Annotated in this window: 23 protein-coding genes and 3 pseudogenes; 6 read left to right on the top strand and 20 right to left on the bottom strand. The window is 44.7% G+C overall.

Annotation, left to right across the window (positions count from 1 at the left end; genetic code table 11):
- Nucleotides 1-164: 164 nt before the first annotated feature.
- The 8 genes and pseudogenes from D7Y06_RS05645 to D7Y06_RS05615 all read right to left on the bottom strand — a co-directional run.
- Nucleotides 165-776, bottom strand: a pseudogene (locus D7Y06_RS05645) (type IV secretory system conjugative DNA transfer family protein); the annotation flags it as partial.
- Nucleotides 777-913: 137 nt separating this feature from the next.
- On the bottom strand, nt 914-2,797 hold the full coding sequence (gene ltrA / locus D7Y06_RS05640; protein WP_120406852.1) for a group II intron reverse transcriptase/maturase: 1,884 nt from the start codon (nt 2,795-2,797) through the stop codon (nt 914-916).
- A 693-nt stretch (nt 2,798-3,490) separates the two neighbouring features.
- A pseudogene (locus D7Y06_RS05635) lies at nt 3,491-4,180 on the bottom strand (type IV secretory system conjugative DNA transfer family protein); the annotation flags it as partial.
- Nucleotides 4,177-4,653 (bottom strand): PcfB family protein, encoded by a 477-nt coding sequence (locus tag D7Y06_RS05630; protein WP_120406851.1) that lies wholly within the window; start codon nt 4,651-4,653, stop codon nt 4,177-4,179. The gene D7Y06_RS05630 and the pseudogene D7Y06_RS05635, both read right to left, overlap by 4 nt.
- 39 nt (nt 4,654-4,692) lie before the next feature.
- The gene (locus D7Y06_RS27625) at nt 4,693-4,824 is read right to left on the bottom strand and encodes a hypothetical protein (RefSeq protein ID WP_256387211.1); all 132 of its coding nucleotides are present in this window, start codon (nt 4,822-4,824) and stop codon (nt 4,693-4,695) included.
- A 39-nt stretch (nt 4,825-4,863) separates the two neighbouring features.
- On the bottom strand, nt 4,864-5,184 hold the full coding sequence (locus tag D7Y06_RS05625) for a hypothetical protein (RefSeq protein WP_147415590.1): 321 nt from the start codon (nt 5,182-5,184) through the stop codon (nt 4,864-4,866).
- A gap of 36 nt (nt 5,185-5,220) precedes the next feature.
- The gene (locus D7Y06_RS05620; RefSeq protein WP_120406849.1) at nt 5,221-5,883 is read right to left on the bottom strand and encodes a hypothetical protein; all 663 of its coding nucleotides are present in this window, start codon (nt 5,881-5,883) and stop codon (nt 5,221-5,223) included.
- A gap of 297 nt (nt 5,884-6,180) precedes the next feature.
- Nucleotides 6,181-6,504 (bottom strand): hypothetical protein, encoded by a 324-nt coding sequence (locus D7Y06_RS05615; RefSeq protein WP_120406848.1) that lies wholly within the window; start codon nt 6,502-6,504, stop codon nt 6,181-6,183.
- A 112-nt stretch (nt 6,505-6,616) separates the two neighbouring features.
- Here D7Y06_RS05615 and D7Y06_RS05610 point away from each other — a divergent pair, with 112 nt between their 5' ends.
- Nucleotides 6,617-6,841, top strand: coding sequence for a helix-turn-helix domain-containing protein (locus D7Y06_RS05610; protein WP_120406847.1), 225 nt, complete (start codon nt 6,617-6,619; stop codon nt 6,839-6,841).
- Nucleotides 6,842-6,857: 16 nt separating this feature from the next.
- Here D7Y06_RS05610 and D7Y06_RS05605 read toward each other — a convergent pair whose 3' ends face one another.
- The 7 genes from D7Y06_RS05605 to D7Y06_RS05570 form a co-directional block, all read right to left on the bottom strand.
- Nucleotides 6,858-7,988, bottom strand: a complete 1,131-nt coding sequence (locus tag D7Y06_RS05605; protein ID WP_120406846.1) for a DUF6017 domain-containing protein — start codon at nt 7,986-7,988, stop codon at nt 6,858-6,860.
- 14 nt (nt 7,989-8,002) lie between these two features.
- Nucleotides 8,003-8,878, bottom strand: coding sequence for a ParB/RepB/Spo0J family partition protein (locus tag D7Y06_RS05600; protein ID WP_120406845.1), 876 nt, complete (start codon nt 8,876-8,878; stop codon nt 8,003-8,005).
- Nucleotides 8,868-9,653: a ParA family protein gene (locus D7Y06_RS05595; protein ID WP_120406844.1), complete on the bottom strand. Its 786-nt coding sequence runs from the start codon at nt 9,651-9,653 to the stop codon at nt 8,868-8,870. Before D7Y06_RS05595 ends, D7Y06_RS05600 begins: the two co-directional genes overlap by 11 nt.
- Before the next feature lie 16 nt (nt 9,654-9,669).
- A complete protein-coding gene (locus D7Y06_RS05590) occupies nt 9,670-9,852 on the bottom strand; it encodes a hypothetical protein (protein ID WP_120406843.1) in 183 nt (60 codons plus the stop codon).
- Complete coding sequence (locus tag D7Y06_RS05585; protein ID WP_120406842.1) at nt 9,818-10,336, bottom strand: DUF6075 family protein; 519 nt, start codon at nt 10,334-10,336, stop codon at nt 9,818-9,820. Before D7Y06_RS05585 ends, D7Y06_RS05590 begins: the two co-directional genes overlap by 35 nt.
- Before the next feature lie 631 nt (nt 10,337-10,967).
- Entirely contained in the window at nt 10,968-11,459 is a 492-nt protein-coding gene (locus tag D7Y06_RS05575; protein WP_120406841.1) for a GNAT family N-acetyltransferase, read from the bottom strand.
- Between the two features lie 87 nt (nt 11,460-11,546).
- A complete protein-coding gene (locus tag D7Y06_RS05570) occupies nt 11,547-11,912 on the bottom strand; it encodes a hypothetical protein (RefSeq protein WP_120406840.1) in 366 nt (121 codons plus the stop codon).
- Nucleotides 11,913-12,578: 666 nt separating this feature from the next.
- Here D7Y06_RS05570 and D7Y06_RS05560 point away from each other — a divergent pair.
- Both D7Y06_RS05560 and D7Y06_RS05555 read left to right on the top strand, forming a co-directional pair.
- Nucleotides 12,579-13,070, top strand: coding sequence for a DUF7768 domain-containing protein (locus tag D7Y06_RS05560; RefSeq protein ID WP_120406839.1), 492 nt, complete (start codon nt 12,579-12,581; stop codon nt 13,068-13,070).
- A gap of 74 nt (nt 13,071-13,144) precedes the next feature.
- Nucleotides 13,145-13,903, top strand: coding sequence for a Fic family protein (locus D7Y06_RS05555; RefSeq protein WP_120406838.1), 759 nt, complete (start codon nt 13,145-13,147; stop codon nt 13,901-13,903).
- A gap of 160 nt (nt 13,904-14,063) precedes the next feature.
- Here the strand turns inward: D7Y06_RS05555 and D7Y06_RS28200 are convergent.
- Nucleotides 14,064-14,210 (bottom strand): annotated as a pseudogene (locus tag D7Y06_RS28200) (DUF6017 domain-containing protein); the annotation flags it as partial.
- Nucleotides 14,211-14,884: 674 nt separating this feature from the next.
- Between D7Y06_RS28200 and D7Y06_RS05545 the strand changes: the two are divergent.
- From D7Y06_RS05545 to D7Y06_RS05535, 3 genes are read left to right on the top strand one after another with little or no spacing between them, the layout of a single operon-like run.
- Complete coding sequence (locus tag D7Y06_RS05545; RefSeq protein WP_120406837.1) at nt 14,885-15,208, top strand: PadR family transcriptional regulator; 324 nt, start codon at nt 14,885-14,887, stop codon at nt 15,206-15,208.
- Between the two features lie 36 nt (nt 15,209-15,244).
- A complete protein-coding gene (locus D7Y06_RS05540) occupies nt 15,245-15,934 on the top strand; it encodes a permease prefix domain 1-containing protein (protein ID WP_120406836.1) in 690 nt (229 codons plus the stop codon).
- On the top strand, nt 15,931-17,073 hold the full coding sequence (locus D7Y06_RS05535) for a DUF4097 family beta strand repeat-containing protein (protein ID WP_120406835.1): 1,143 nt from the start codon (nt 15,931-15,933) through the stop codon (nt 17,071-17,073). The genes D7Y06_RS05540 and D7Y06_RS05535 overlap by 4 nt, the downstream gene beginning before the upstream one ends.
- 9 nt (nt 17,074-17,082) lie before the next feature.
- Here D7Y06_RS05535 and radA read toward each other — a convergent pair whose 3' ends face one another.
- The 4 genes from radA to D7Y06_RS05515 all read right to left on the bottom strand — a co-directional run bounded on the left by radA (nt 17,083) and on the right by D7Y06_RS05515 (nt 23,453).
- Nucleotides 17,083-18,441, bottom strand: a complete 1,359-nt coding sequence (radA, locus tag D7Y06_RS05530; RefSeq protein WP_120406834.1) for a DNA repair protein RadA — start codon at nt 18,439-18,441, stop codon at nt 17,083-17,085.
- A 71-nt stretch (nt 18,442-18,512) separates the two neighbouring features.
- Complete coding sequence (locus tag D7Y06_RS05525; RefSeq protein ID WP_120406833.1) at nt 18,513-18,926, bottom strand: endosialidase; 414 nt, start codon at nt 18,924-18,926, stop codon at nt 18,513-18,515.
- Between the two features lie 136 nt (nt 18,927-19,062).
- The gene (locus D7Y06_RS05520) at nt 19,063-21,519 is read right to left on the bottom strand and encodes an ATP-dependent Clp protease ATP-binding subunit (RefSeq protein ID WP_120406832.1); all 2,457 of its coding nucleotides are present in this window, start codon (nt 21,517-21,519) and stop codon (nt 19,063-19,065) included.
- Nucleotides 21,520-21,551: 32 nt separating this feature from the next.
- Nucleotides 21,552-23,453, bottom strand: coding sequence for a cadherin-like beta sandwich domain-containing protein (locus D7Y06_RS05515; protein ID WP_158591260.1), 1,902 nt, complete (start codon nt 23,451-23,453; stop codon nt 21,552-21,554).
- Between the last annotated feature and the right edge of the window lie 24 nt (nt 23,454-23,477).

The following is a 23,477-nucleotide window of genomic DNA, read 5'->3' as shown; positions in this document are numbered from 1 at the left end:
GTTGCCGACATGCTATACTCCCCGTCGGGTTTCCCTTTCGGATAAGTCGGTTGATGATAGGAATTAGGCTTCAAACGAAGCCCTCACATTGAACCTACTATCTTGCTAAAGATAGATTACAAACAAGCCCGCGCAGAACGAATGGGTTCCGCTTACGAGCGCACTGCAAACTCGTCCAACAGCATCCTCACATGAACCGGGAGCCTGCCGTTATAAACATCATCTGCCTTGTCACAAAGTAAATTAAAGAGCTGTGAATACATGATTGACACCACGAAATTGAATGTGGCATCTGTATCTGAAATAATGACGAATAAAGCTGTCTTTTTTTCACCCAAAGTATCAAGCTCCAGATCATCATACTCCATAAGGTCACGCAGCTCTTTGATGTCAAATGGCGCTAACCTTGCGCCACAGCTAATAAGTATGCTTTTCGCCGTTTTGCCCGCCGCAAGTTTGTACTTTTTATATTGGCGGACAGCAAAGTGGTTCGGGTCTTTTTCCTCCAGTTCATCAAACAGCAGGTCAACGGCGTTTTTAAAATTTTCGTCATCTTCCCTTGCTTCGCTTGCATCAATCATATCAATCAGCATGGCGAAATTCTGTTCTTCCTCCGGGGCTTCATACCAGATGTAGGCGATCAGCGCCGTATAATACAGCTTTTCCGCTTTCACCCAGAAATCTTCCCCGGATTGCTGCCCCTCCCCTTTGGTGTTGACAATAATCGTGTTTACAAGTTTCAAAATGTCCTTTTCACTCCGTAAATAAGCGAAAGGTTCCGATAGGTAAGCCTTTGATGTTATCTCCGGCTTTTCCCCCGGCTAGCACCGGACATGCGACTTTCACCGCATCCGGCGCCCCATCAAGCATAGTTTCAGCAGTGATACACACTCACTCTTTCACATTAGCTAAATCAGTTTGTTACGATTTGCATTGACATTTCTGCCAATCCTGCGGCAACACGCAGTTTGTTTACTTTAGTAATTTGTGCCTTATTCAAATCATACTTCTTTGTCAGTGTAGCGAACTTTATACTGTCTGTTGTTGAGATAAGTTCATATCCAGTAGGTGATAAAAGCAACAGATTACGGTAACTGTCTCTGCCATTTTTACACTCATTCGATTTTCTGTAACAAATACAGTGAATCACTTCCAGATGTTCCCCGGTGATTGCACATTTACCTTCCTGTCCGGCATAGAGAGAGATTCGGTTATCATTGAACTGTACCGTTTCTCCTGTTACCGGGTGGCGCATGAGCCAGAGCATATCTTCAACGTTCAGTTTCAGATTGCTGTGGATTTCCATTCTTCCGTCCGGAGTATATGGATTGATTTTCCTGCTCTTGCGCATTGGTATTTTAAACTGCACATATGCCAGAGGTACTACTGGTGTATCTCCAATCCAGCGCATTTGCTTCGATTTTCCATACCGGTTTTTTAAATATTTGTTGTTTAGCTCGCCCTGCTTTTTATATCCATCTATCCGATGGAGAAAACGACCGTTATTCACATGAGCCATTCGGCTGAAATTCAGATTTATCCTCGTAGCAATGCAATAATAGTTCTGCATACCTATGACTTTGGCGTTGTATTCGTGAATGTTGCTCTTTATGTTACTTGCTGTCTTGCTGTTTTGAATCTCTATAATTGCTTTTGAGAGTTCTTTCTGCATATGCGACATTGCCTTGTCACAGACATTTGAACTGATTACCCATGTCCTGCGTTTCCTTATCAGCTTCATACGGAACCCCAGAAATTCACTGTCTCTTTTCCTGAGATTTGTGACCTTTGATTTTTCATCAGAAATTTCCAGTTTGAGCCGCTTTAGCAGCCAGTCCTTAACCGCATGGTATGCTCTGTCAGCGTCCTTACAGTTTCTGCAAAAGATTTTAAAATCATCTGCATACCGGACTATACGCATTTCCTTGAGATTGCTCTTTTTGAGCGCCGTGTAGCTGTTGCACTTTTTCTCTGCCCCATTCGGATAATATGTGACCTTACAAGGAGACTTCATATGGTCTGCCATACCCTCCCACTGTGACGCTATCCACCAGTCCAGTTCGTTCAGGACAATGTTGGCTAACAGCGGGGAAAGTATGCCGCCCTGAGGGGTTCCCCTGTCTGGATATAAGATTTCTCCATCTGGCATTTGAATTGGCGCTTTCAGCATTGCTTTGATTATCTGAATCAGTTTGGTATCCCGTATACCCAGCGTCCATATCTGCTGTAACAGCTTTCTATGATTTACGTTGTCAAAGAAACCCTTTATATCCACGTCTACCACATAGTGGAGCTTATTCCTTTGAGCCAGTCCGTAAGCGTAGGAGACAGCGTTTTCAGCACTCCTGCAAGGTCTGAAGCCGTATGAATGTTCATAAAACTTTGCTTCACAGATTGGCTCCATGACCTGCAATATACATTGCTGTACAATCCTGTCTATGATACACGGTATACCCAACGGTCTAAATTTCCCATTTGGTTTGGGAATCTCTACCCTCCTTACTGTTTTTGGCACATACCTTGTAAACTGTTTTTGAATAAGAGAGACGAAATCTTCTTCTGACATATCTGCCAGGGATTCTATCGTTCTCCCATCTGTGCCGGCGGTATGGCTCCCATCATTACTTTTAATATTTCTGAAAGCAAGCATGATGTTATTTGGTGCCGCAATGATTTCTACGAGATTATTGAATATTTCTCCATCTTTGCTTTTTGCATACAGTTCATCAAAGATGTTCTGCATGTCGTAGTATTCCGCATGGCGCAGTTTGCTTCTTTTTTTAGCTTTTTGTGTCATGTACATCACCCCATTTCATTGATTCGAGTGACAATTTCTTATTCTTACTCGACTGCATGATTAGAGAGTGTGTACTGCTGATTTTCTGCCTGACTTGTGGCCATTCCTCCGTCGCCCTCTTTTTCGCAGGCAACATCGACAGTTCGACCACGACCTTTCAGCAGGGATTCATCCGCTTATTGTTCTTCGCCGGATTATCCATAGGACTCTCTGCCTTTCCTTGTTCCGATAATTCTATCTGTACATATATACCCTTAGGTGTTCCCTCTAAGCCTGACAGCTTGCATGTGCCTGTAACACATCACGGTGGTTCGTAACAACCATTCCTACTAGACCGCACTGTCTGGGCATGAACCCACACATACATTTCTGTATGTGGCACTTTTAGACCTTTACATTCGGGAGTTTCGTCAGGCATTGCTGCCATTCTCACCTTAGGTATTTTATAGACCCCCGGCATATGGGGTGCGCTGTCCACCTCTGGACAGGTTTCGTCAGCGTTATCTGTTACGGCACCTTTCTGCCGACTTTACCGGGCTTCACACCTCATCACAGAGTGATGACGCATGCCGGAGTATCAAGGGAGGCGTTTCAAGGCGTTACCCTATCATTCCACCTCTCGAATTATCAGTTCACAGAACTGGTTAAAAACAGCGCTGTGCGCCGCCTTTTCAGCGGCGAACAAGTCGCACGATTGTAGTGCATGGACTTTGCAAAGTTTATGGTATTGAGGACTTTTATCTTATAGCCGCCCTTTTTGAGCATTTTTCCGCACTCGATCAGCACAGTGCCTTTCGGGTCAGTGACAACATAGCTGCTGTGCATCTGCATCAGGTTCGGCTTCACAAAAAAGCGTGTCTTGCCGGAACCGGAACCGCCGATAACAAGGATATTTTTATTCCTTGCGTACTTCGGCTGTTTTGGTCTGCCCGACATCATCAGCCTCTCCGTCTGCGTCAGCAGGATATTGTTCTCAAATACGGAATCCATGTAAGGTTCTATGTCCTTTTCATTGCCCCACCTTGCGGAACCGTACTCTACACCCTTACGGAACTTCTTGGCATTCTTGGATTTGAAATACACTGCAAGCCTTAAAGCAATGCCGCAGCACACCCCGATCAGCAGATCTCTTGGATAGAAACTCGGCAGGGGATTAGAAAATAAACCTTCCAGTCCTGCCATGACTTCCATCATCTTTGCGGAAGCGTCCTGCCCCGGAGATACCCGCCACAGACACGCCACTTTGTCACAGAAATATCCGGCAAGCACATAGGGCAGGTTCATCAGGAAAAGTTTCTTTTTGTCAATATTCCCCGTCTTTTCCTTAAATTTTTTAGGGATTGATTTTAAGTCTTTGGCAATGCCGTTTATAATATTACTCATAGGCTCTGCCCCCTGTCCTTGTTCTTCTCCCTACTCCGTTCCCGGTTCTTATCCTGCGATACTGCCTCCTTGAAATGCTTCAATTTCTCTCTCAGGGAAACCCTGCCTTTCTTTTTCTCGTTACCATAAACAAATTCCTTGAATGCCTGTGCTACCACGTCGGCATCCCTGCCCTTGAAAAAGACCAGATATTTCGGCGGTTCGGTTGTCTTGTCTTTCTTTATGGCAAAATCAACGTTGTACTTTTTTGCAACACGTTCAAAAGATTTGATGTTGCCGTCCGTGACTTCAATCGACGATACCCCCACGCCATCGCCAACGAGCTTTTTCACAGAGGTTTTTCCGTGTGCTCCCTGTGCTTTCTGCTTATGGTGGTTCAGATACATCTTCATAGCAGCTTTCAGCACGCTGGCATCTAATTTTGCGGTCTTAATCACAAGGGCGATTGTTTTCTGTGTTACTTCCTCCTGCATGAAACACCTCCCTGTTACGTTCCTGTGAAAAGCCATGCACTAAGGGGGAATCCCCCGGCAGATAATGTCACAGATAATTTTTTTCCTTCCCGTACAGGGCATTTTAAGGACTTGTACCAGCTTTATTTTCAATCCCCAAAGCCCTGATACTGCTGTTACAAAAAAACTCATATTTCTCCTTTCCGCATCTGCATTTTATCCCAAATCCTGCTAAAACTTTTTAACTTTCTTTTCTGTTCCCGTAAGAACTCCGCCGTACTGTTTCATCATTTCCGCTGTCATTGCGGTTCCTGTGCCTTCCATCATCATTTTTATGCCCCCGGAGTTTCCCTCCATCATCTCCACATACCCCTTTATGCAGGTAAAAATACCCTGCACGGACATCAGGCTGCATAATATACGCCAGAGTATTCCCTGCGTGTTTTCTGACCGTAACCTGTTCATTTTCCGAAGCATAAAGTAAAACCGGGCAGACAGCCATGCTGCTTCAATATACTTTTTTAATATGCTTATCTGTTTCCTAATCCGCATACATTCCTTTCCACTTCTGGACATCATGTCCAGAAGTTATCCTTTTTCTAAGCAATAGATTGTATAAAGATTGGCAGACAGCTTACCATTGCCATATTCCACATCATCAAGCAATAACGCCTGAAACAGCACGTCCCCTACACCATCAAGAAGCACGATCTTCTGCTCCTGCTCCGTAAGGTGTCTGTACTCCACACCGTCTGGAACAACAGATTTCCTTGCCGCTTCACAGTGGGTAAACAGACCGAGGATATATCTGTTTGACATGATAAAGGCATAGGTTTCCTGCCCGTCATGCGTCATTCGGTATTTTTCCGCTTCCCCCTCCGGAAGCGTGAAAATGCACCGCACTGTTTCCAGACAAAGTCCTCTGCCATAATCCGGCTGCAACCGCTTTTTATACCTCTGCGCCCTTGCATAAATCCCTTCCCGGTCTATGACGGAATGGGTGCGCTTAAACTGTGGATTTTTACAGAGCATATCCAAGTCCATATACACGTTGTTGATTATGGTCTTTTCTGCATACTGACGGAAAGTCTTTATCCTTAACAGCCATGCAAGCACTTCATCCAGCTTTTCTTCCGACGAAATGGTCTGGAAAGGCTTCATGCCAAACTCCAGCCTGTCAAACATGAGCGGGCAGCTCCCTTTCTTTACCTCTCGTTCCATTGCCCTCCTGACATCCCGTAATGATTCCATAGTGACCTCCTCCCCGTTTTCAGTTTAGATACCCTGAACGGAAACAACAAAAAAGGGCAGCTATAAATCTACTGACTCATAACCGCCCTTACGCTGTTCTCAATTTATCATTTTTTTAACACAGAGGGCTTCACCCTCCGTACCTCCTGAAACCTTGCCGGAAGTGTGATTGAAAAGATAATCACACTTCCGGCAAGGCTCGAAAATGCCACCCGCCACACTTTGGCAGGCTCACATGATTTCTATTCCCGCTGTTTTTGCGAAACGCTTTTTTCTGCCCATAAGCTCATTCTGCCTTTATACATCCGACAGGACGCCGATCCTTGAAAGCCTTTCCATAAGGGCATCGTCCGGCTCCAGTTCCCACAGCAGGGAACTGTCAGCCAAAACAAACTTCTCCTTATAACGTTCCAGCATTTCCATCAGCATCAGGAAACAATCCTGCTGGTAGAGGAAACTGGCAAGGCAGAGCAGTTCGCTGTCGTTTAATTCGTCTATCCTAAAATAATTCTCAAAATCATAACGGTCTGCAAATTTGCAGAAAGCCAGCTTTTCCAATAATAGCTCCCTGCCAGTGCTGTCCTGTTCCTCATACTTTTTTTGCAGTTCTTTTTTGTCCATATCCCTTTACTCCTTTTCTTTTAATCTCCGATTTTGGTAACTATAACCATCTCCATTATAGGAGCATAATTAAACATATTCAAGCATAAACAGAAAGGAAATACCGCATATTATGATTAAATTCGACAAACTTTTCCAAACCTTGAAGGAGAACGGAATCAGCCAGTACAGCCTCTATACCCATTATGGTGTGAGCCGTTCACAGATACAGCGGCTGAAAACCAACCAGTCCGTCACCACCCATACATTGAACATGATACTGAATATCTTAGGCGAAGGCTTTTCCCTGAATGACATCGCCGAATTTTCACCGGATACAGGGCAGGCAGAAGATTGAGCTGCCCTGTTTTTTGTTAAGTAATCCCTTTCTCTGCCCACCCTCCGCCATACATATCATGCTGCACCTCCTGCTGGTAATAATGGTTCATGGTTGAAGGGGCATTGTAAAGTGTCGTAATCAGGTATGCTCTGATATTGGCAATCTTTGTAGCCGTTCCTTTCATACAGCCCATCACATACTCCACATGGCTGCTGTTCAGCTTCAGGAAACGGGATTTTACAAGCTCATAAGGGTAATCCTCCCCGTTGATACGGATTGTTTTCCGTTTCACACATACCACATCACAGACAGTTTCATAGATTTCCTCGTACATCTCCTTATCTCTGTACTGGTCATATTTCATGTGGTGTTCATATTCCAGATTTTTACGGATCAGTGCCATATATGCGTTTGTTTCATCTATCGTATCAGTCCCATCCATCATACCGTCTTTTTCCTGTGAGCCTGCGCTGTCCATGCTTCCTACAGATTGATTGATAGGATTGGTATAACTCATATCAGTATAATTATTGTTAGTCTGATTTTTTTCAGTCTGGCTATAATCAGTATAATTATAGTCAGTATAATTAGGGTCTGTATTTTGAACTTCTGCAAGTTCAGTTTCTGAACTTCTTGAAGTCTGTTTTTTGAACTTCTGCAAGTTTGTTATTTGAACTTCTTGAGGTTCAGTTTCTGAACTTCCAGAAGTATAATTATTGAACTTCTTGAAGTTCAAATTTTGAACTTCTGTGGATTTATCGGCATTTGCGGCTGTATTTTCCGGATTTATATCTGAAACTGCCGCAAAATTTTTTACATATATAATATCCGGCTTGCCAAGCCCCCTGCGCTTTTTTTCTATCAGCCCGATACCATTATCACTGTCAAGCTCCTTGATGACTTTTGCGCAGGTTGCCCTTGCACAGCCCAAATCTTCCATCATATTGTCAACAGTATAGATAATATATGCCCTGTTTTCATCATCCAGCCACCCGTTTTTCATGGAAAGCGACATCCGGTCAAGCATCAGACCGTACAGGAGCTTGGCATCGCTGCTAAGCCCCTTAAAACGCTCGTCCTTAATCAGCAGGCGGGGAACACGGTAAAAAGAAAACTGCTCTGCTTCTACGCCATAGTAATAATCAAACTTCAATGGCTCGCCCATTTTTACCGCCTCCTTTACTGCTTACCTTTCCATTCCTCCAAAAGCCGGATAATGACGCTCTCTATATCATCATTGGAATATTCCTCCGGAAAATACTTGTTAATCTTATCGCTCTTAATCGTTACTTTTCTTTCCTTTGGCTTTTCCTGCTCCAGTATCAGCCTGACCATTTCAAGTGTAAGCCCGCCATTTTTTCCATATTCCTTTAGCGTTGCCGATTGGGAAGCGTTCACTGCCGCCCCTGTTTCCTCAAGGATAACAGCTACCCACTGCTGGGCTTCTTCGGACAGGAAAGAAATATCCACGCCCTGCGCTATTCCTATCTTTTTCTTGTCCACCATGTCAAGCAGCTCGTCAATGAGCCTTGCAAGCCACACATACCTCTGCACCGTCTTTCCGCTTTCCCCGGCAGCTTCCCCCACTTCGTCAAGGGTGCTGCCGCCTTTGCTGCCCTGATGCTTCATCGCTTCGTACTTCATGGCATAAGCCTTTGCTTTTTCACTCGGCAGAATGTCCTCACGCTGGATATTGGAATCCACCATGATGATTGTAGCTTCATCGTCCGTATAATTTCTGACAATAACGGGCATCGTGTCTAACCCTGCCCTTTCAGAACCCCGTTTCCTACGGTGTCCGGCGATGATCTCATAGCCGCCCCCTGCCTTCGGTCTTACAATTCCGGGTACAAGCACACCGTATTTCCCGATGCTCTCCGTGGTTTCCTCCATTTTTTCATCATCAAGGACACGGAAAGGGTGTCCCTTGAATGTATGTAAATCGCTCAGCTTTGCACTGATAATCTGCTCTCCTGCTGTATTCTCTGCGCCGCCAAATAAATCATCAAAACTGTTCAGTTTGACTTTTGATGCGCTCCCTGCCTTACTGCCCATTGCCAAGCACCTCCTTTGTCAGGGACTGGTACGCATCCGCAACCCTGCCTTTCGGGTCATGCTGGTAAATACTGATGCCCTCTGCGGAAGTTTCCGCAGCCCGTACCGACATCGGTATTCTGTTTTCAAATATCTTTACTCTGTTTCCATAATTCTCAACCAGCAATGCGCTGATGTCCCTTGCATAGTTTGTCCTGCTGTCCACCATTGTCAAGAGAATGCCTTCAATTTCCAGTTTCGGATTAAGCTGGCGCTTTACCCTGCCAATGGTCTTGATAAGCTGTTCCAGTCCCTTTACGGGCAGGTATGCCGCCTGAACGGGTATGAGTACGCTGTCAGCACAGGCAAGGGCATTTATAGTCATCATGCCAAGCGATGGCATACAGTCAATCAAAATATAACTGTATCTGTCCCTTATCTGCTCTATGTAGGAACGAAGCACAAGCTCCCTGCTCATGACATTTACAAGTGATACTTCCAAGCCCGCCAGTTCAATGTTCCCCGGCAACAGGTCAATCCCCTCGTCATGTTTTAAGATACCATAACCTGCTTCTGTTTCCTCGTCATTGATAACGTTCATCATTACCCTGGCAAGTGTTTCTTCCAGCTTGTCCGGCTCCGTGAAGCCAAGGCTTGCGGTCAGGCTACCTTGTGCGTCCGCATCAATTACTAAGACTTTCTTTCCCTGCTTTGCCAGCCCGATCCCTAAGCTGCTTGTTGTGGTGGTCTTGCCGACACCGCCTTTCTGGTTTGCGACTGCTATAACTTTACACATGGTTTTATTCCTCCGTTTAGTTAGATTTTTCTTTGATGTTGGCTTTCTGCACTTCCACATAAGCCCGGTAATACCTGTTTGTACCTTTATTCCGGTACAGTTCCGAGAACTCCGTCACAGCCACTTTGGGCTGTCTTTTCAAAATCCTCTCAAACCACTTAATATCATTCTTTGTTCCCATCAGTCGAATTTTCAGCACGTTTCCTCTCCATTTCCGCAAGGATTTCCTCGACGGACTTCTGCTTTTGGCAATATTCCGGATAACGGAGCCTGATGCCCTGCCAGAAGTATACCGCATAGCCGCAGCAGAAAATATTGCCCACGGAATACTCCCTGCTCTCGCTTATCTGCTCATCCCTGCTCTCATAATCATCAACGCCTGGCGTTCCGTCCGTGTAAAGGTTAAAGGCAAGCCTGACAACCCTTACACTTCCACCTGTCTGCCAGCCCTGATGCAGACATTCCGTTTTGATAAGACCAGACTTAATATCATAAATCTGACTGAAATGATTTCTTGTATCCTCTGATATTCCAAGAATGTAAATCAATGCCTTGTGATGGCTGTCCTGATATCTCGCCTGTTCCAGTTTCTCATAATAAAATTTTTCATGTTCCTCGTTTGCAAAAACCATGTGTGTGTCGTTGGTGCTTTGCACCTCTGCTCTTAACGCTGTGTTGTTCATGTGTGAACCTCCTTAATTTAATTTCTGATTTTTTAACCATAACAACAGAAAAAGGACACTCTCCGTATAATTGGAAAATGTCCCTTTAATAGCATTAACTATTAAGTTGTGAGTATACATCTATTCTCTGTTCACACCATATAAGTCCAAATATATCCACCAAAGACTATCAGTTTTGATGTCAAACTGATGTAAATTGAAATAAATATCTAAAATATAAGGCTGTAACCATTGATTTTACGGCATTTCATGTTTTGTCGGCAACAACCGTTGCCAAAATGTTGCCACGCATTTATTATAGCAAATCCCGGTAATTTAGCAATCCATTTTTGAAATGTTACGCATTAAAAGCCGTTTTTGATGATAAAAGCACAGAATATCTCCTACGTCCATTTTATATTTGAAAGTTCTCACAAAATAAGTCTTTCAAAACGTCTAATGCATAACATAACACCGCTTTTCCCCTTATCTGCCCTTAATACATGGTGCTAGCACCATGTATATATTGCCAACAGGGAAAAAACATTTTTCATTACCACCACTGCACAGCAAACATATAGTTACATTTCTGTTTTCAGCAGAGAATACATCTTCATGTCGATAACCTTACCATTTTTTACGGCATTGCTTCTCAATGTACCCTCATACTGGAATCCCGCTTTTTCAAGCGCTCTGCAGGACGCTTCGTTTTCGTATAATACACAAACTCACCCTCTCTCTTATATTCGGTATAACCCAACTTTTGATAAAAAGAATTTGTGCGAATGTTCCAAATAGGAGTGTCAAGATAAAATTCTTTTACAGTAGGAAACATTCCTTCGATTTCTTGCATAATATAAATGCCATACCCTTTTCTGAGATGTTCTGGACTAATAAAAATTCTTCCTATATTCAACTTTTCTCCATCTATAAAAAGGATAGCGCCTCCTATAATATGCCCATCAACTAACAATTTGTATAAATGATTTAATCTTGCCATCTTTGTATGAAACTGTATAGACATATACCCAGGAGGACCTCCCTTAGAAGGTGCTCCTATCTCTACATCGCTATCGAATGAACGTTTAGAGATAGCATTTATCACCAAAGCATCTGATGTACCAGCCTTTACCAATTCAATCATTATGTCTGTCTCCTTTCGTGAAAAATAGGATACAGTACTGTATCTCGATAAGAAAATAAATAAGAATCTCTTTTACGCTGAAAACAATTATTCATCTATAAATAATTCCAAATAAGACTGAATCCTTGCTCTGCCATATAGTTCATCCATCAGCCCAAATTCTGGATCATAATATTTTCCATAATAATACAAAATCCAATGGCTATATTTTGGTAATAATACTTTCAGAATACACACTGATGGCAATGGTGTGGAATTATCTGCCTTTGTCATTGTTTTCGCCTGAGTGATACCATAATGCTCCAATGCTTTTGCAATATCTTTTTTTCCAGTTCCTTTATCATTATGCATCACCTGAATAACATCATCTACCGGAACATTCGCAATCATCGCAACACATGCCTGTCCGCACAAATATTTCGTTGGTTGTTTGATATATTTGATTTCTCTCATTCCAGTCTCCTAACAACTATTTCTGCGCACTAATGCACATAAATCATAAAATTTTTGATTTGTCGAATTGTTTAACATCATTATCTTACCATAAAAACGCACACAATTCCATCCAAATTTACTTAAAAGGCATAGCAACCGCCACACCCCACATTTCTTATCGTTCCAACAATTTCTCAATCTGTTGTTTCTGCCCTTTCAAATCGTTCTGTTTTTCATAAAGATTGTTCCGCTCCTTGCAGGCTATCTGCGGGTGCTGTGACATTACCGATTCCGGTAATGGTTGTAATGGGGGATTCCAGTTTTTCCATGATGCCAGCGATTTCAGTTTCCGTTTCTTTTACCTGTTTTTCAATAAAGGCTATCTGTTCAATCAGCGCTTTGAGCTGAAAGGTAAAGCTGCTTTTGGCGAAAGTAACGCCAAAGGAACAGGATGCGGCAGCCTTTAACTGCTCTGCTTTTGCAGAGCCGACTTGCTTACGGCTGAGTTTGGCCAGCAGTTCTGCAACTCATACGCAGAAAGCTTATTAGAGAGAGGGATCAGTCTTTCAAGTACGAGCAGAACTGCTCAAGGAGGGAACGATCATCCTCTCAATCTAATAAAACTATTATCTCCTATCAGACAGGAGATGTAAAGAAGCAGGTCTGAGGGTTTATAGGCATCCCTTGAACAACCTAAATACATTATACAATGTGACGTTTGCGAAAGCGGCCTGCCGGTATGCGGCGGCACAGGGGTGTACACCAGTGGCGGTCCACCTGATGTATCCCCGGTTTCTGGATGACCGGGTGCCAAAGGAACGGGAGGCCGGACTTAAGATGGGCCGGAGGGTCCTGGCTGCCTGTGAGGAGATCTGGCTGTGTGGGGAACGGATGTCTGCCGGGATGAAAGCAGAGGAGGCAGAGGCCCAAAGGCTGGGGATACCCATACGGAAAGTGCCGTCTTCGGATATCTGTTCCTTCCAGAAGCAGACAGAGGGACAGCGCCGGGAGGAACCTGCAGGGATCGAAAAGTCCTTAAAGGAGCAGGGTTTTTCCGCCAGCCGGGCGGGGAGCGAGGATATTAAACGGATCATGGCTGTGTATTACGAGCAGAACGTGACCAGCGAGAAGTTTGAGGACTTTGACGGGGAACGGTGGATCATCCCGAACGATTAAGGAAAAATAGTGGGTTACTACCCTGGCAAAAGTGTGGTATACTCTGAAAGAAGGGACAGAAGGGAGGACAGCCTATGGATTATCAGGAATTAGTGCGGAAACGGGATGCGTATCAGGAAGGAAAGCATCTCATACCGGAGCTGACCATTGCCAGCTATGAGCGGGCGTTCGAGATAGAATATACCCATCATTCCACTGCCATAGAGGGGAACACCCTGACGCTGATGGAGACAAAGCTAGTGCTGGAGGACCGGATCAGCGTGGGCGGCAAACGCCTGCGGGAACTTTACGAGCCGATAAACCATGAGAAGGCATTCCACTATGTGAAAGACTGTATTGGCAAAGGATATGCGCTGGACAAGAAGATCATTAAGGATATCCATGCCATGCTGATGCAGAACATCATGGCAGGCGGAGTATACCGGAACGTGGATGTGTATATTTCCGGCGCACAGCACACCCCACCGTCCCCCAATGAGATGTACCGGCAGATAAAAAATTTCTATGCGGATCTGTCCTGGAAGGGACAGCAGCTGAACCTGATTGAGCTGGCGGCATGGACCCATGGGGAGTTTGTAAAGATCCATCCATTTCCGGACGGGAACGGCAGAACCTCCAGGCTCATCATGAACTATCAGCTGATGGCAAACGGCTTCGCACCCATATCCATCGCAAAGGAGAACCGTCTGGACTATTTTAATGCGTTGGAAGCCTATGCGGTGGAGGGGGATATCTCACCATTTGCAGAGATGATCGCAGAACTAGAGGAAGTACAGCTTGACCGGTATCTTGCCATGATTGAACAGGCCCAGGGGATGAGCCAGCAGTTGTAAAAACAGGATCATAATAATCTGAAACGTCAGATGTGAAAAGCGTCTGGCGTCTTTTTATACAAAAAATTCAGGACAGGAGGAAGAAAGTTGAGGAATACAAATACAGACCAGCCCGGATATCCAGAAGATATTCGTGTGCAGGAGTTTCTGGATATGATCGCCCCTTCATCTCCATCCCGCCCATGAGAATGTCATAGTCGATATTGTCCTTGATGATTTCCCGGTAAATCTCTACTGCGCTCTGTGTGGACGCTTCCTTTCTTTTCCGTTCCGGCTCTTTTGCCGCTTCTCCGGCGTAAGGAAAGGGCTTACGGACGCAAAGTCCAAGAAAGGAAGCCGATATACCGATTGCTCCATCATTATACAGCTTAAGCAACAAGATGGATAATTCCTTATTGGCTGTAAGGGATATTAACCATAACTATATTGTAGTAGAAAGAAGAAAAGAAAACAGCTAAAAAAAAACAGAAATAAGCATAAAAAGACCTTGCCGATATTCAGTTTCCATATCTGAAAATCAGCAAGGTTTTCTTTATGCCATTGATGTAATTATTTAGTGCGTGATGTGAAAAATGTTGCCAAATCGTTGTCATTACCTAAACAAATTTGCTTGTAACCCGCATAAACACTAAGTTATCAAATCCCATTTCATCACTCATACTCCATCATTGCAGAACCAATACCAAAATTCTAATAAATTTTCTTATATGTCTTAGGGTCCGAAACTGACCATTGACGCCCGCCGTTGACAATTTTGAAAGAAGATATTCATATACATCTCCTCTCACATTACTTTAAATAACTTTATTACAGAATAGCAGTCTATTCCTTTCAAGTCAATTTTAATTTCGTTATTACTTTCTAATTGATGCAATTAACCTTAATAAGCAGCAATTCCATATTTACCTTGACAGATGAGGTATATTGGTTTATGCTATATATTGCCAACAGAATTATCACAGAAAGAAAGGGGAAAGAACTATGTCTATTACCTCAGACATTCTACGGGGGCATACGGAGGCCATTATACTTTCACACCTTTTGGAGCATGACAGTTATGGTTATCAGATAAATAAGGACATTATGAAGAAAACCAACAATGCCTATGAACTGAAAGAGGCCACGCTTTACTCTGCTTTCCGGCGGTTAGAGCAGGCAGGCTGTATCAGGACCTATTGGGGAGATGAGACAGTGGGGGCCAGGCGCCGCTACTATTCCATAACAGAGAAAGGCCGAAAGGCATATGCAGACTACAAAAGAGAATGGCAGGAAGCCAGGGAAATTATAGACCAACTATTAAACTAAAACCACTATCACAACTTTTATTGGAGGAGAAAAGAAATGAAGGAAAAAATCATACAGCATTTTAATGAAATATTCCGGGATGCGCCCAAGACAAGAAAAGCCCTTGATCTGAAACAGGAAATGATGCAGAATGCCATGGATAAGTATGACGACATGGTTGCGGAAGGCTATTTGGAAGAAGACGCATATCACAATGTAATAAATTCCATCGGAGACGTCACCGATCTTTTTTCGGAGACGGAGGAGAAAAATCTTCTCACACTCCCGGAAGAAGACAGAAAGAAAAGGGCCATGCTAAATGCCGTGGCAGTAGGATTATACATTTTTGCCGCAACGGTATTTTTCTTTTTCGGCTCAATGGGAAACAACTATTGGGGATATAATTTTGCCTCCTTTGGTTTTGTGATAGCTTTGCTGATATGCATTGCCCCTACCGTTATGCTGGTATATGCGGCAAATATGTACCCGGACTACAGCAAAAAGGAAAAAAGCGACATGGTAGACGCATATAAAGCCACAAAATATTCCAAAAACAAAGAACTTGCCGTAAAAAAGTCCATTTACTCCGTCATATGGAGCCTTACGCTGGTACTGTATTTTATCATCAGCTTTCTCACATTTGAATGGCGGTATACATGGATTCTCTTTCTCATTGCAGCCTGTCTCCAGGCAATTGTGAAACTTATTTTTGATTTAAAAAATGTAGAAAAGGATGACGTGCTATGAGAAAATTTAAAATTGGATTACTTTTGATGTTATGCTTTTTCACTGTCTTTTTATGCGGAATTTTTCTCTATGGCATCACAGGGCACAATATTATTTTTAGAAATCACCCCGCCATATATGAGAAAAATAGTTCTTACTCCGACATGCATGTGGTGCTGGAAAAACAGGTGCCCCTTGAGGGAATAAAAGACATTTCTGTCCTTTATGACATGAATAGCAACGATATTTTCATCTATGAAAGTGAAAATAATACCCTCAACATAAAAGAGTACAGCCAGACAGATCTCCAAAAAAGCCAGCTCTCCACCGTGACAGTTGAGGGTGGAAACCTATTGATAAAAGGGAAAAAGCGAAATCACAGGATGATTTTTAACCACTTCTTCGGCTTTTCCACAGGGGGCGGCTATACGGAAATTGAACTCCCCTCCTCCTACAGCGGAAAACTTAATTTAAAAACCGTAAGCGGTGATATCTATTCCCAAATAAATCTCTCACTGAAAGAAAGCTTCACAGTTGAAACCACAAGCGGTGATATTTTTCTGCCGGACATTTCCGCTGAAACTGCAGAAATAGAAAGCACCAGCGGCGATATCAAAATAGGCGGTATAAGCGCACCCGAAAATAGTTCAGGAGAAGATATCAACATCGCCTCCACCAGCGGCAGCATTTCGATAGACAAAGTTATGGGCGACACCATGGTAAGTACCTCAAGCGGCGACGTAAAAATTCTTGAGGGAAATGGCAGACGGAATATTTCCACAACTTCCGGTAATATTACCCTTAAAGGGGATACCATGACATGGGAACTCTGCTCTTCCAGCGGGGATATCCGTATGGAGGCCGAAAAAGGAGACGGAACCTTAAAAACCATCAGCGGAGAAATACGCCTGGAACTTGAAACCCTCTCCGGCGCACTTACTGCCCAAAGCACCAGCGGAGACGTGGACATCGTTTTGTCAAAGGATAATTCCTTTGCCTTTGAAGCATCCACTACAAGCGGCGATATTAACACATTCTTTGACGACAGTTTAAGTTTTTCTAAAAAGGGGAACCATGCACAAGGATCTTATGAAAAAAATCCTCAGGAAAACATGATTCAAATTAAAACTGTCAGCGGCGATGTGCGGCTTGTAGAGTAAAAGCCACTGTCACACTGCCTTGTCAATGGCGTCTTTAATGCTTTTCACGCCGATAAGTTCAATTCCCTGTATTTCCTCTAAAAATTTCAGGGACACCTCCGGCAGAATACATGTAGTAAACCCCAGCTTCTTTGCCTCTAATATTCTCTGCTCTGCCAGATTTACCGCCCGGACTTCCCCGCTTAGCCCCACTTCTCCAAAACAAATGGTTTTTTCCTCTACCGGGCGGTTTTTATAGCTGGAAACTAAAGCCAGCACAATCCCAAGGTCAATGGCAGGCTCATTCATCTTTATCCCTCCGGCGATATTCACATAGGCATCACAGGCCCCCATTTGAAGCCCTGCCCGCTTTTCTAAAACAGCCATCAAAAGATTAACCCTGTTAAAATCCGTTCCTGCCGCAGTTCTTCTTGGAATTCCAAAATTACTGTGGCACACTAATGCCTGGACCTCTAAGAGAATGGGCCTTGTCCCCTCTATGGAACAGGCCACCACAGAGCCGCTGGCACCTTTGGGTTTACCCCCCAGCATAAACTCTGAAGGGTTTTCCACTTCCTCCAGACCGTTTCCCCGCATCTCAAAGACTCCGATTTCATTTGTGGAGCCAAAACGGTTTTTCACCCCCCGCAAAATCCGGTAAGCAGCATGCCTATCCCCCTCAAAATAAAGCACAGTATCTACCATGTGCTCCAAAACCCTGGGGCCTGCCACTACCCCTTCTTTTGTCACATGGCCGATAATAAAAAATGTAATCCCCAGACCCTTTGCCATTTTAAGAAGGCTCCCCGTGGTCTCCCGCACCTGGGAAACGCTGCCGGGGGCGGAGGAGACATTCTCATTATACATCGTCTGAATAGAATCGATTACCACCATTTGGGGCATGTCCCGTCTTACAATCTCCTCAATAACCTCAAGATTTGTCTCGCAGAGGAGGGATAAGGATTCCCCGAACTCTCCGATGCGCTCTGCCCGGATTTTTATTTGCTGCAGGGATTCTTCCCCGGAAACATAGAGGATACTGATTTTTTTTGCTGCCAGATTTTTGCATACCTGGAGCAAAAGTGTGGATTTTCCGATTCCCGGATCGCCCCCCACTAAAACCATGGAGCCTGTGACCATACCTCCTCCAAGCACTCTGTCCAGTTCTGCGATATCTGTGCATATCCGTTCTTCCCTGGCCATCTCGATATCTTTCAGTTTCGTTACCTTTGCCCTGCCCTCATTCTGAAAAGAGGAAACGGTTTTCTTTTTTGAAACCCTTTCTTCCACCATTGTATTCCACTCTTTGCAGGCAGGGCACTGCCCCATCCACTTCCCTGACTCAGCCCCGCAGGACTGGCAGAAATACATAATTTTTTCCTTTGCCAATATGCCCTCCCTGTCACTCTGTAAAATATCCCAGCGGAATATTCGCTGGGATATCACCATAACATCTTTATCTACTTTTTGGTTATTGATACATGGACTGCCTTGCTGCCGTCCATCTCCACGCTGAAACTTAGTTTTCCTCCAAGATTGGTCTTCATCGTCCCTGCGTCTGTGTCATCAATGGAAATATCATATTCTGTGCTCTCTTCCAACTCCAGGGTAATCTGTGTGTCCTCCGGGCCCTCCACAGTAAATTCTACCTCAGATTCTGTAGCCTTAAATCCCTGCACTGCCGTACCGGGTACAGATTCATAGACAAACATTCCGTTGCGCTCCAATTTGGTAATCTCTGCAAAGGTTTTTACTTTGTATAAATCACCGCCGTGGTCAAAGTTATCCAGCTTTGCCTTGGAACTTAAACTGTAATCCCCAAAACTAATAGTTCCATCCGCCTCTGTGCGTATCAATTCGCTAATTACAGACATTTTTATCCTCCTGTGCCATGTGCCGCCGCTTCTTCTTCCGGAAAGCAGCCGGCTTCTGCTATCTTTATGGCATTATTATACAATATCCCGCTTCTTTTTTCCAGATGCTTTATTGAAATTTTACGAATTCTTTTTGTTACTTTTCGTTTTTCACCGTAAAGCAGATTTCTCCTTTTTTCATGCCCACGTCCACAGCATCCCCTTTTTTGATTTTCCCTTCCAAAATTTCTTCCGCCAGGGTATCTTCTATCTCATTTTGGATTTTCCGGCGCAGGGGCCTTGCACCGTATTTTGGCTCGTAGCCTTTTTCCACAATATATACTTTTACAGAATCCTTTATGGACAATGTTATGCCCATCTGAGTTTTGCAGCGGTCTATTAACGTTTGGGAAAGAATAGTAACAATTTTTTTCATATCTTCTTTATCCAGGGATCGGAACACAATGGTATCGTCGATACGGTTTAAAAACTCCGGTTTAAAAATCCGTTTCACCTCTTCCATCACACCGGACTTCATACGCTCATAATTCTGCTTTTCATCTTCCCCTGCGCCAAATCCCAGTTTTTTCGGGGAAATAATTGCCTGTGCCCCCGCATTGGAAGTCATAATGATTATGGTATTTTTAAAATCCACTTTTCTTCCCTGGGCATCTGTAATATGACCGTCATCCAGCACCTGAAGAAGAATATTAAAGACATCAGGATGGGCCTTTTCTATCTCATCAAAGAGAATGACAGAATAAGGGTTTCTCCGAACCTTTTCTGACAACTGTCCCCCCTCGTCATACCCCACATAACCGGGAGGTGAGCCGATCATCTTAGAGACACTGTGTTTTTCCATATATTCAGACATATCCACCCGAATCATAGCCTGTTCGTCCCCAAACATAGCGTCTGCCAGGGCCTTGGTAATCTCTGTTTTTCCCACGCCGGTAGGTCCCAAAAAGAGAAAAGAACCAATGGGACGTTTGGGGTCTTTTAAACCTACACGCCCCCGGCGCACGGCTTTTGCCACAGCAGAGACTGCTTCCTCCTGTCCCACCACACGTTTGTGGAGGGTTTTTTCCAGCCGCCGCAGTCTGGCTGCCTCTCCTTCCTCCAGTTTCTTTACGGGTATTTTTGTCCAGCCGGAGACAATATCCGCCATTTCCTCCGGCCCCACCACCAATTTCTTCCTTCTGGCATCTCTCTTATATTTTTTTAAGAGTTTTTCATACGTCTCCTCCATCTCCTGCTTTTCGCCGCTAATCAGAGACGCCTCCTCAATATTCCCTTCCATCAAAAGCTGCTCTAAATCCCTGTCACACTGTTTCATTTTCTGTTCCAGTTCCTCTATCTGCCCGGGAACCTTATATCCTCCCAGACGCACTTTAGAGGAAGCCTCATCCATTAAATCAATAGCTTTATCCGGCAGAAAACGGTCGTTGATATAGCGCATGGACAAATCCACCGCCGCCTCCACCCCACTATCGGTGATTTCCACCTGATGGTGCTCTTCATAATGGCTTCTAAGCCCTTTTAATATCTCAATGGCCTCTTCCCTGTCCGGCTCCTCCACAGTAACAGGCTGGAACCGCCTCTCAAGAGCCGCATCTTTTTCTATATGTTTCCGGTACTCTTCTATGGTTGTGGCACCGATTAACTGGATTTCCCCCCTGGCCAGGGACGGTTTTAAAATATTGGAAGCATCCAAAGCCCCCTCCGCTCCTCCGGCCCCTATAATTGTATGAATCTCATCCACAAACAGCAAAATATTTCCCGCATGAATCACTTCCCGGATAACCCGCTTAATCCGCTCTTCAAACTCCCCCCGGTATTTAGAGCCGGCCACCATACCGGACAAATCCAGGGTCACCACACGTTTTTGGGCCACCGGGTCCGGCACAAGGCCCATTTCAATCCTCTGAGCCAGACCTTCCACAATGGCAGTTTTCCCCACGCCTGGTTCCCCGATAAGGCAGGGATTGTTTTTTCCTCTTCTGCTCAATATCTGAATCACTCTTTGAATTTCATTATTTCTCCCGATTACCGGGTCCAGTCGGTTTTCCGATGCCAATTTTGTCAAATCTCTGGAATACTGGTCCAGCATAGGGGTGCTTGTGGAATTTTTCCGCCTGTTTGGCTTTCCATTTTGAAATTCATCTTTGTACTGTCCCGCATCTTCTCCCATGGCCACCAAAAGGTCTGCAAACAGCTTCTGAAAATTTACCCCAATGGTATTCATAAGTCTGGAAGCAGCACATTCACTCTCTTTTATAATGGCAACTAACAAATGCTCGGTTCCGATTTCCCTGCTGGAAAAACGGTCTGCTTCCCTCCCTGCATTTTCCAGTATCTGCCGAGCCCTGGGCGTGTAACCGTCCCGTTCCTCAAGAGCTGCCCCCCCTGCGGGGGCTATTAAATTTTCAATTAAGTCTAATAGCTGCTCCGGGTCAACCCGGTTATCCACCAGCACTCTGGCAGCCACCCCTGTGCCTTCCTTTAACAGGCCCAGGAGTATATGCTCCGTACCCACATAATTGTGCTGTAACGACTTTGATGCCTTCTCTGCAAGCCTTAATGCTTTCTTGGCTTTATTCGTATATGCTTTCATGTTTCTGCCTTTCTATTGCTGTTCAATATGTCTTACAAATCATTTAAATCCAGGAATTCAATATCGTCATCCTCTTCTTTCGGCATAGGAGGCTCCGGCCTCCTTGTGTCTCTTTTAGGAGGCTGTTCCACTCTCTTTGGCTCCCTCTTCTTTTGGCCTGTGTGCCTGGAAAGAATACTGGGTTCATCCTCAAATTCCGTCATAATCTCCTGGGTATCCCCGGCATAAAAGCTTGAGGCATCATCTTCCTCTTCCATTCTGGCATATGCCCTGTCAGGCTTCTCCTTCACGGGCTTCTCCCTTACCGGTTTTTCCCTCACCGGCTTCTCCCTTACCGGCTTTTCCCGGAGCGATTTCTCCCTCGCCGGTTTTTCTCTGGCAGGTTTTGCTTTCCTCTGGACATACTCCTCCTCGTCCTCATCAAAGCGCTCCCTGTTATGGAGTATTATATTTAAAATTACAATCAATAATACCACCGTTACAAAAATCAGTACGGCTATCACCCTCCTGTCCTTTGTCTTTGTATCTTTAAAACGGGCGTCCAATTCATTATAAGATTTCAAAAGGGTTTCATAATTTGCCGCCTCATCCTCATCACTGGCTGTGTCCGTATTCAATCTCTGGTAGGTTCCCTGGGTTCTGTCAAACTGATACCAGCCTGCCACCCCTTCCGGGTCCATGCCGTACAAGAGGTAAAAATCCGAGCCGGTACTTCCCTCCGGCATCTCAGTATCCCCCAGATTTACAATCTCCACATCTTTACCAAAATACTGGTAAGCAGGTACGGTAACATCCTGAATCACCACAGTGGTCTCCCTGTAATCGGGAGGGGGAACCGCTCCGTTTGGCACAACCATAAGGATTATAAAATGCTCCCCTGTCTGAAGCCGCACATAGGGATAAAATCCATCCCTGTCCGCATCATAGACAAAAAACTTTCCTTCCCCCGCATCATTGCTAAGGTAGTACAATCCCATGTGGCCGCTCTCATAGGACAATCCTTTGTGTTTCACGCCTTTATACTCAAAGTTTGCGGGAGAAAAACCCTGGGGGATTTCACTTTCAGGAAATTCGTCTACAATGTGATAAGCCTGTCCGTCTATTGTAATGGAATCTCCCCCCGTTCCTGTATCCAAAGGCGTCTCCCCCGGCTTCTCCTCGCCCTCTGTCCCCTCTCCTGTATCTGTCTGGGGATTTGTGGAACTTGTGGTTACGGTATCACTTTTTGTCACTGTGATTTTATAGGTTGCCGGCGTGCCGTTTTCCGCTTTCACCGTAATGGAAATCACGTTTTCCCCTGTTTTTAATCCAGTATTTCCTGTGATAGATTCCACTTTGGCTTTACTGTTGGAAGTTACCGGAGTCACAGTAATATCATTCACATCACTGCCCACCGTTGCGGTATAATTGGTCACGCTCCCTTTAAATGCAGGTGAGAGGGTTCCTGCGGACAATTTCAGGGACGAAAGGGAGTTGTCCCCGGAAAGAGTCCCATTTGAGGCGTCTGCCTCATCCTTTGACTCAAGGTCAGAGGATGCGCTGCCGGATACGTTAATGTGGGCTCCCGCAGCCGTTACTCCGGTTCCTTCCGCCTTGACATAAGCGTCCCCGGAAGAGACGGCCTTAAACTTTACATCCACAGTGGAACCTGTAGCCTTTACAGTTCCACCTCCCCCGCTGGCACCTCCCCCGCTGGCGCTCACATACTCCAGTTTGGAAGAGTCATAAGTTATGGTCATATCTGAGGTGGCCTCATCCCCGCTGGCATTTACCGCATATACGGTCACTGTGATATTTTCCCCCGCGGACACGGAATTGCTGGAAACTGCTATAGACAGTGAGCCTGCCGCCAGGGCCGGTGTCTGGCCTGTCATTAAAATAACAATACCAACCCACACTGCTATTATAAGTTTAACTGTACTGAAATTTTTCATATTTACCTCCATAGAATTTGGAAT

It is taken from the genome of Roseburia sp. 1XD42-69, assembly GCF_003612565.1.
GTDB lineage: Bacteria > Bacillota > Clostridia > Lachnospirales > Lachnospiraceae > Roseburia_B.
This window is presented reverse-complemented; position numbering and strand designations above follow the sequence as displayed.

Excerpts from the sequence above, each read along its gene's own strand:
- ltrA (WP_120406852.1), bottom strand. The coding sequence starts at position 2,797 with ATGACACAAAAAGCTAAAAAAAGAAGCAAACTGCGCCATGCGGAATAC.
- D7Y06_RS05630 (WP_120406851.1), bottom strand. The coding sequence starts at position 4,653 with ATGCAGGAGGAAGTAACACAGAAAACAATCGCCCTTGTGATTAAGACC.
- D7Y06_RS27625 (WP_256387211.1), bottom strand. The coding sequence starts at position 4,824 with ATGAGTTTTTTTGTAACAGCAGTATCAGGGCTTTGGGGATTGAAAATA.
- D7Y06_RS05625 (WP_147415590.1), bottom strand. The coding sequence starts at position 5,184 with ATGCGGATTAGGAAACAGATAAGCATATTAAAAAAGTATATTGAAGCA.
- D7Y06_RS05620 (WP_120406849.1), bottom strand. The coding sequence starts at position 5,883 with ATGGAATCATTACGGGATGTCAGGAGGGCAATGGAACGAGAGGTAAAG.
- D7Y06_RS05615 (WP_120406848.1), bottom strand. The coding sequence starts at position 6,504 with ATGGACAAAAAAGAACTGCAAAAAAAGTATGAGGAACAGGACAGCACT.
- D7Y06_RS05610 (WP_120406847.1), top strand. The coding sequence starts at position 6,617 with ATGATTAAATTCGACAAACTTTTCCAAACCTTGAAGGAGAACGGAATC.
- D7Y06_RS05605 (WP_120406846.1), bottom strand. The coding sequence starts at position 7,988 with ATGGGCGAGCCATTGAAGTTTGATTATTACTATGGCGTAGAAGCAGAG.
- D7Y06_RS05600 (WP_120406845.1), bottom strand. The coding sequence starts at position 8,878 with ATGGGCAGTAAGGCAGGGAGCGCATCAAAAGTCAAACTGAACAGTTTT.
- D7Y06_RS05595 (WP_120406844.1), bottom strand. The coding sequence starts at position 9,653 with ATGTGTAAAGTTATAGCAGTCGCAAACCAGAAAGGCGGTGTCGGCAAG.
- D7Y06_RS05585 (WP_120406842.1), bottom strand. The coding sequence starts at position 10,336 with ATGAACAACACAGCGTTAAGAGCAGAGGTGCAAAGCACCAACGACACA.
- D7Y06_RS05575 (WP_120406841.1), bottom strand. The coding sequence starts at position 11,459 with ATGATTGAATTGGTAAAGGCTGGTACATCAGATGCTTTGGTGATAAAT.
- D7Y06_RS05570 (WP_120406840.1), bottom strand. The coding sequence starts at position 11,912 with ATGAGAGAAATCAAATATATCAAACAACCAACGAAATATTTGTGCGGA.
- D7Y06_RS05555 (WP_120406838.1), top strand. The coding sequence starts at position 13,145 with ATGGATTATCAGGAATTAGTGCGGAAACGGGATGCGTATCAGGAAGGA.
- D7Y06_RS05545 (WP_120406837.1), top strand. The coding sequence starts at position 14,885 with ATGTCTATTACCTCAGACATTCTACGGGGGCATACGGAGGCCATTATA.
- D7Y06_RS05540 (WP_120406836.1), top strand. The coding sequence starts at position 15,245 with ATGAAGGAAAAAATCATACAGCATTTTAATGAAATATTCCGGGATGCG.
- D7Y06_RS05535 (WP_120406835.1), top strand. The coding sequence starts at position 15,931 with ATGAGAAAATTTAAAATTGGATTACTTTTGATGTTATGCTTTTTCACT.
- D7Y06_RS05525 (WP_120406833.1), bottom strand. The coding sequence starts at position 18,926 with ATGTCTGTAATTAGCGAATTGATACGCACAGAGGCGGATGGAACTATT.
- D7Y06_RS05520 (WP_120406832.1), bottom strand. The coding sequence starts at position 21,519 with ATGAAAGCATATACGAATAAAGCCAAGAAAGCATTAAGGCTTGCAGAG.
- D7Y06_RS05515 (WP_158591260.1), bottom strand. The coding sequence starts at position 23,453 with ATGAAAAATTTCAGTACAGTTAAACTTATAATAGCAGTGTGGGTTGGT.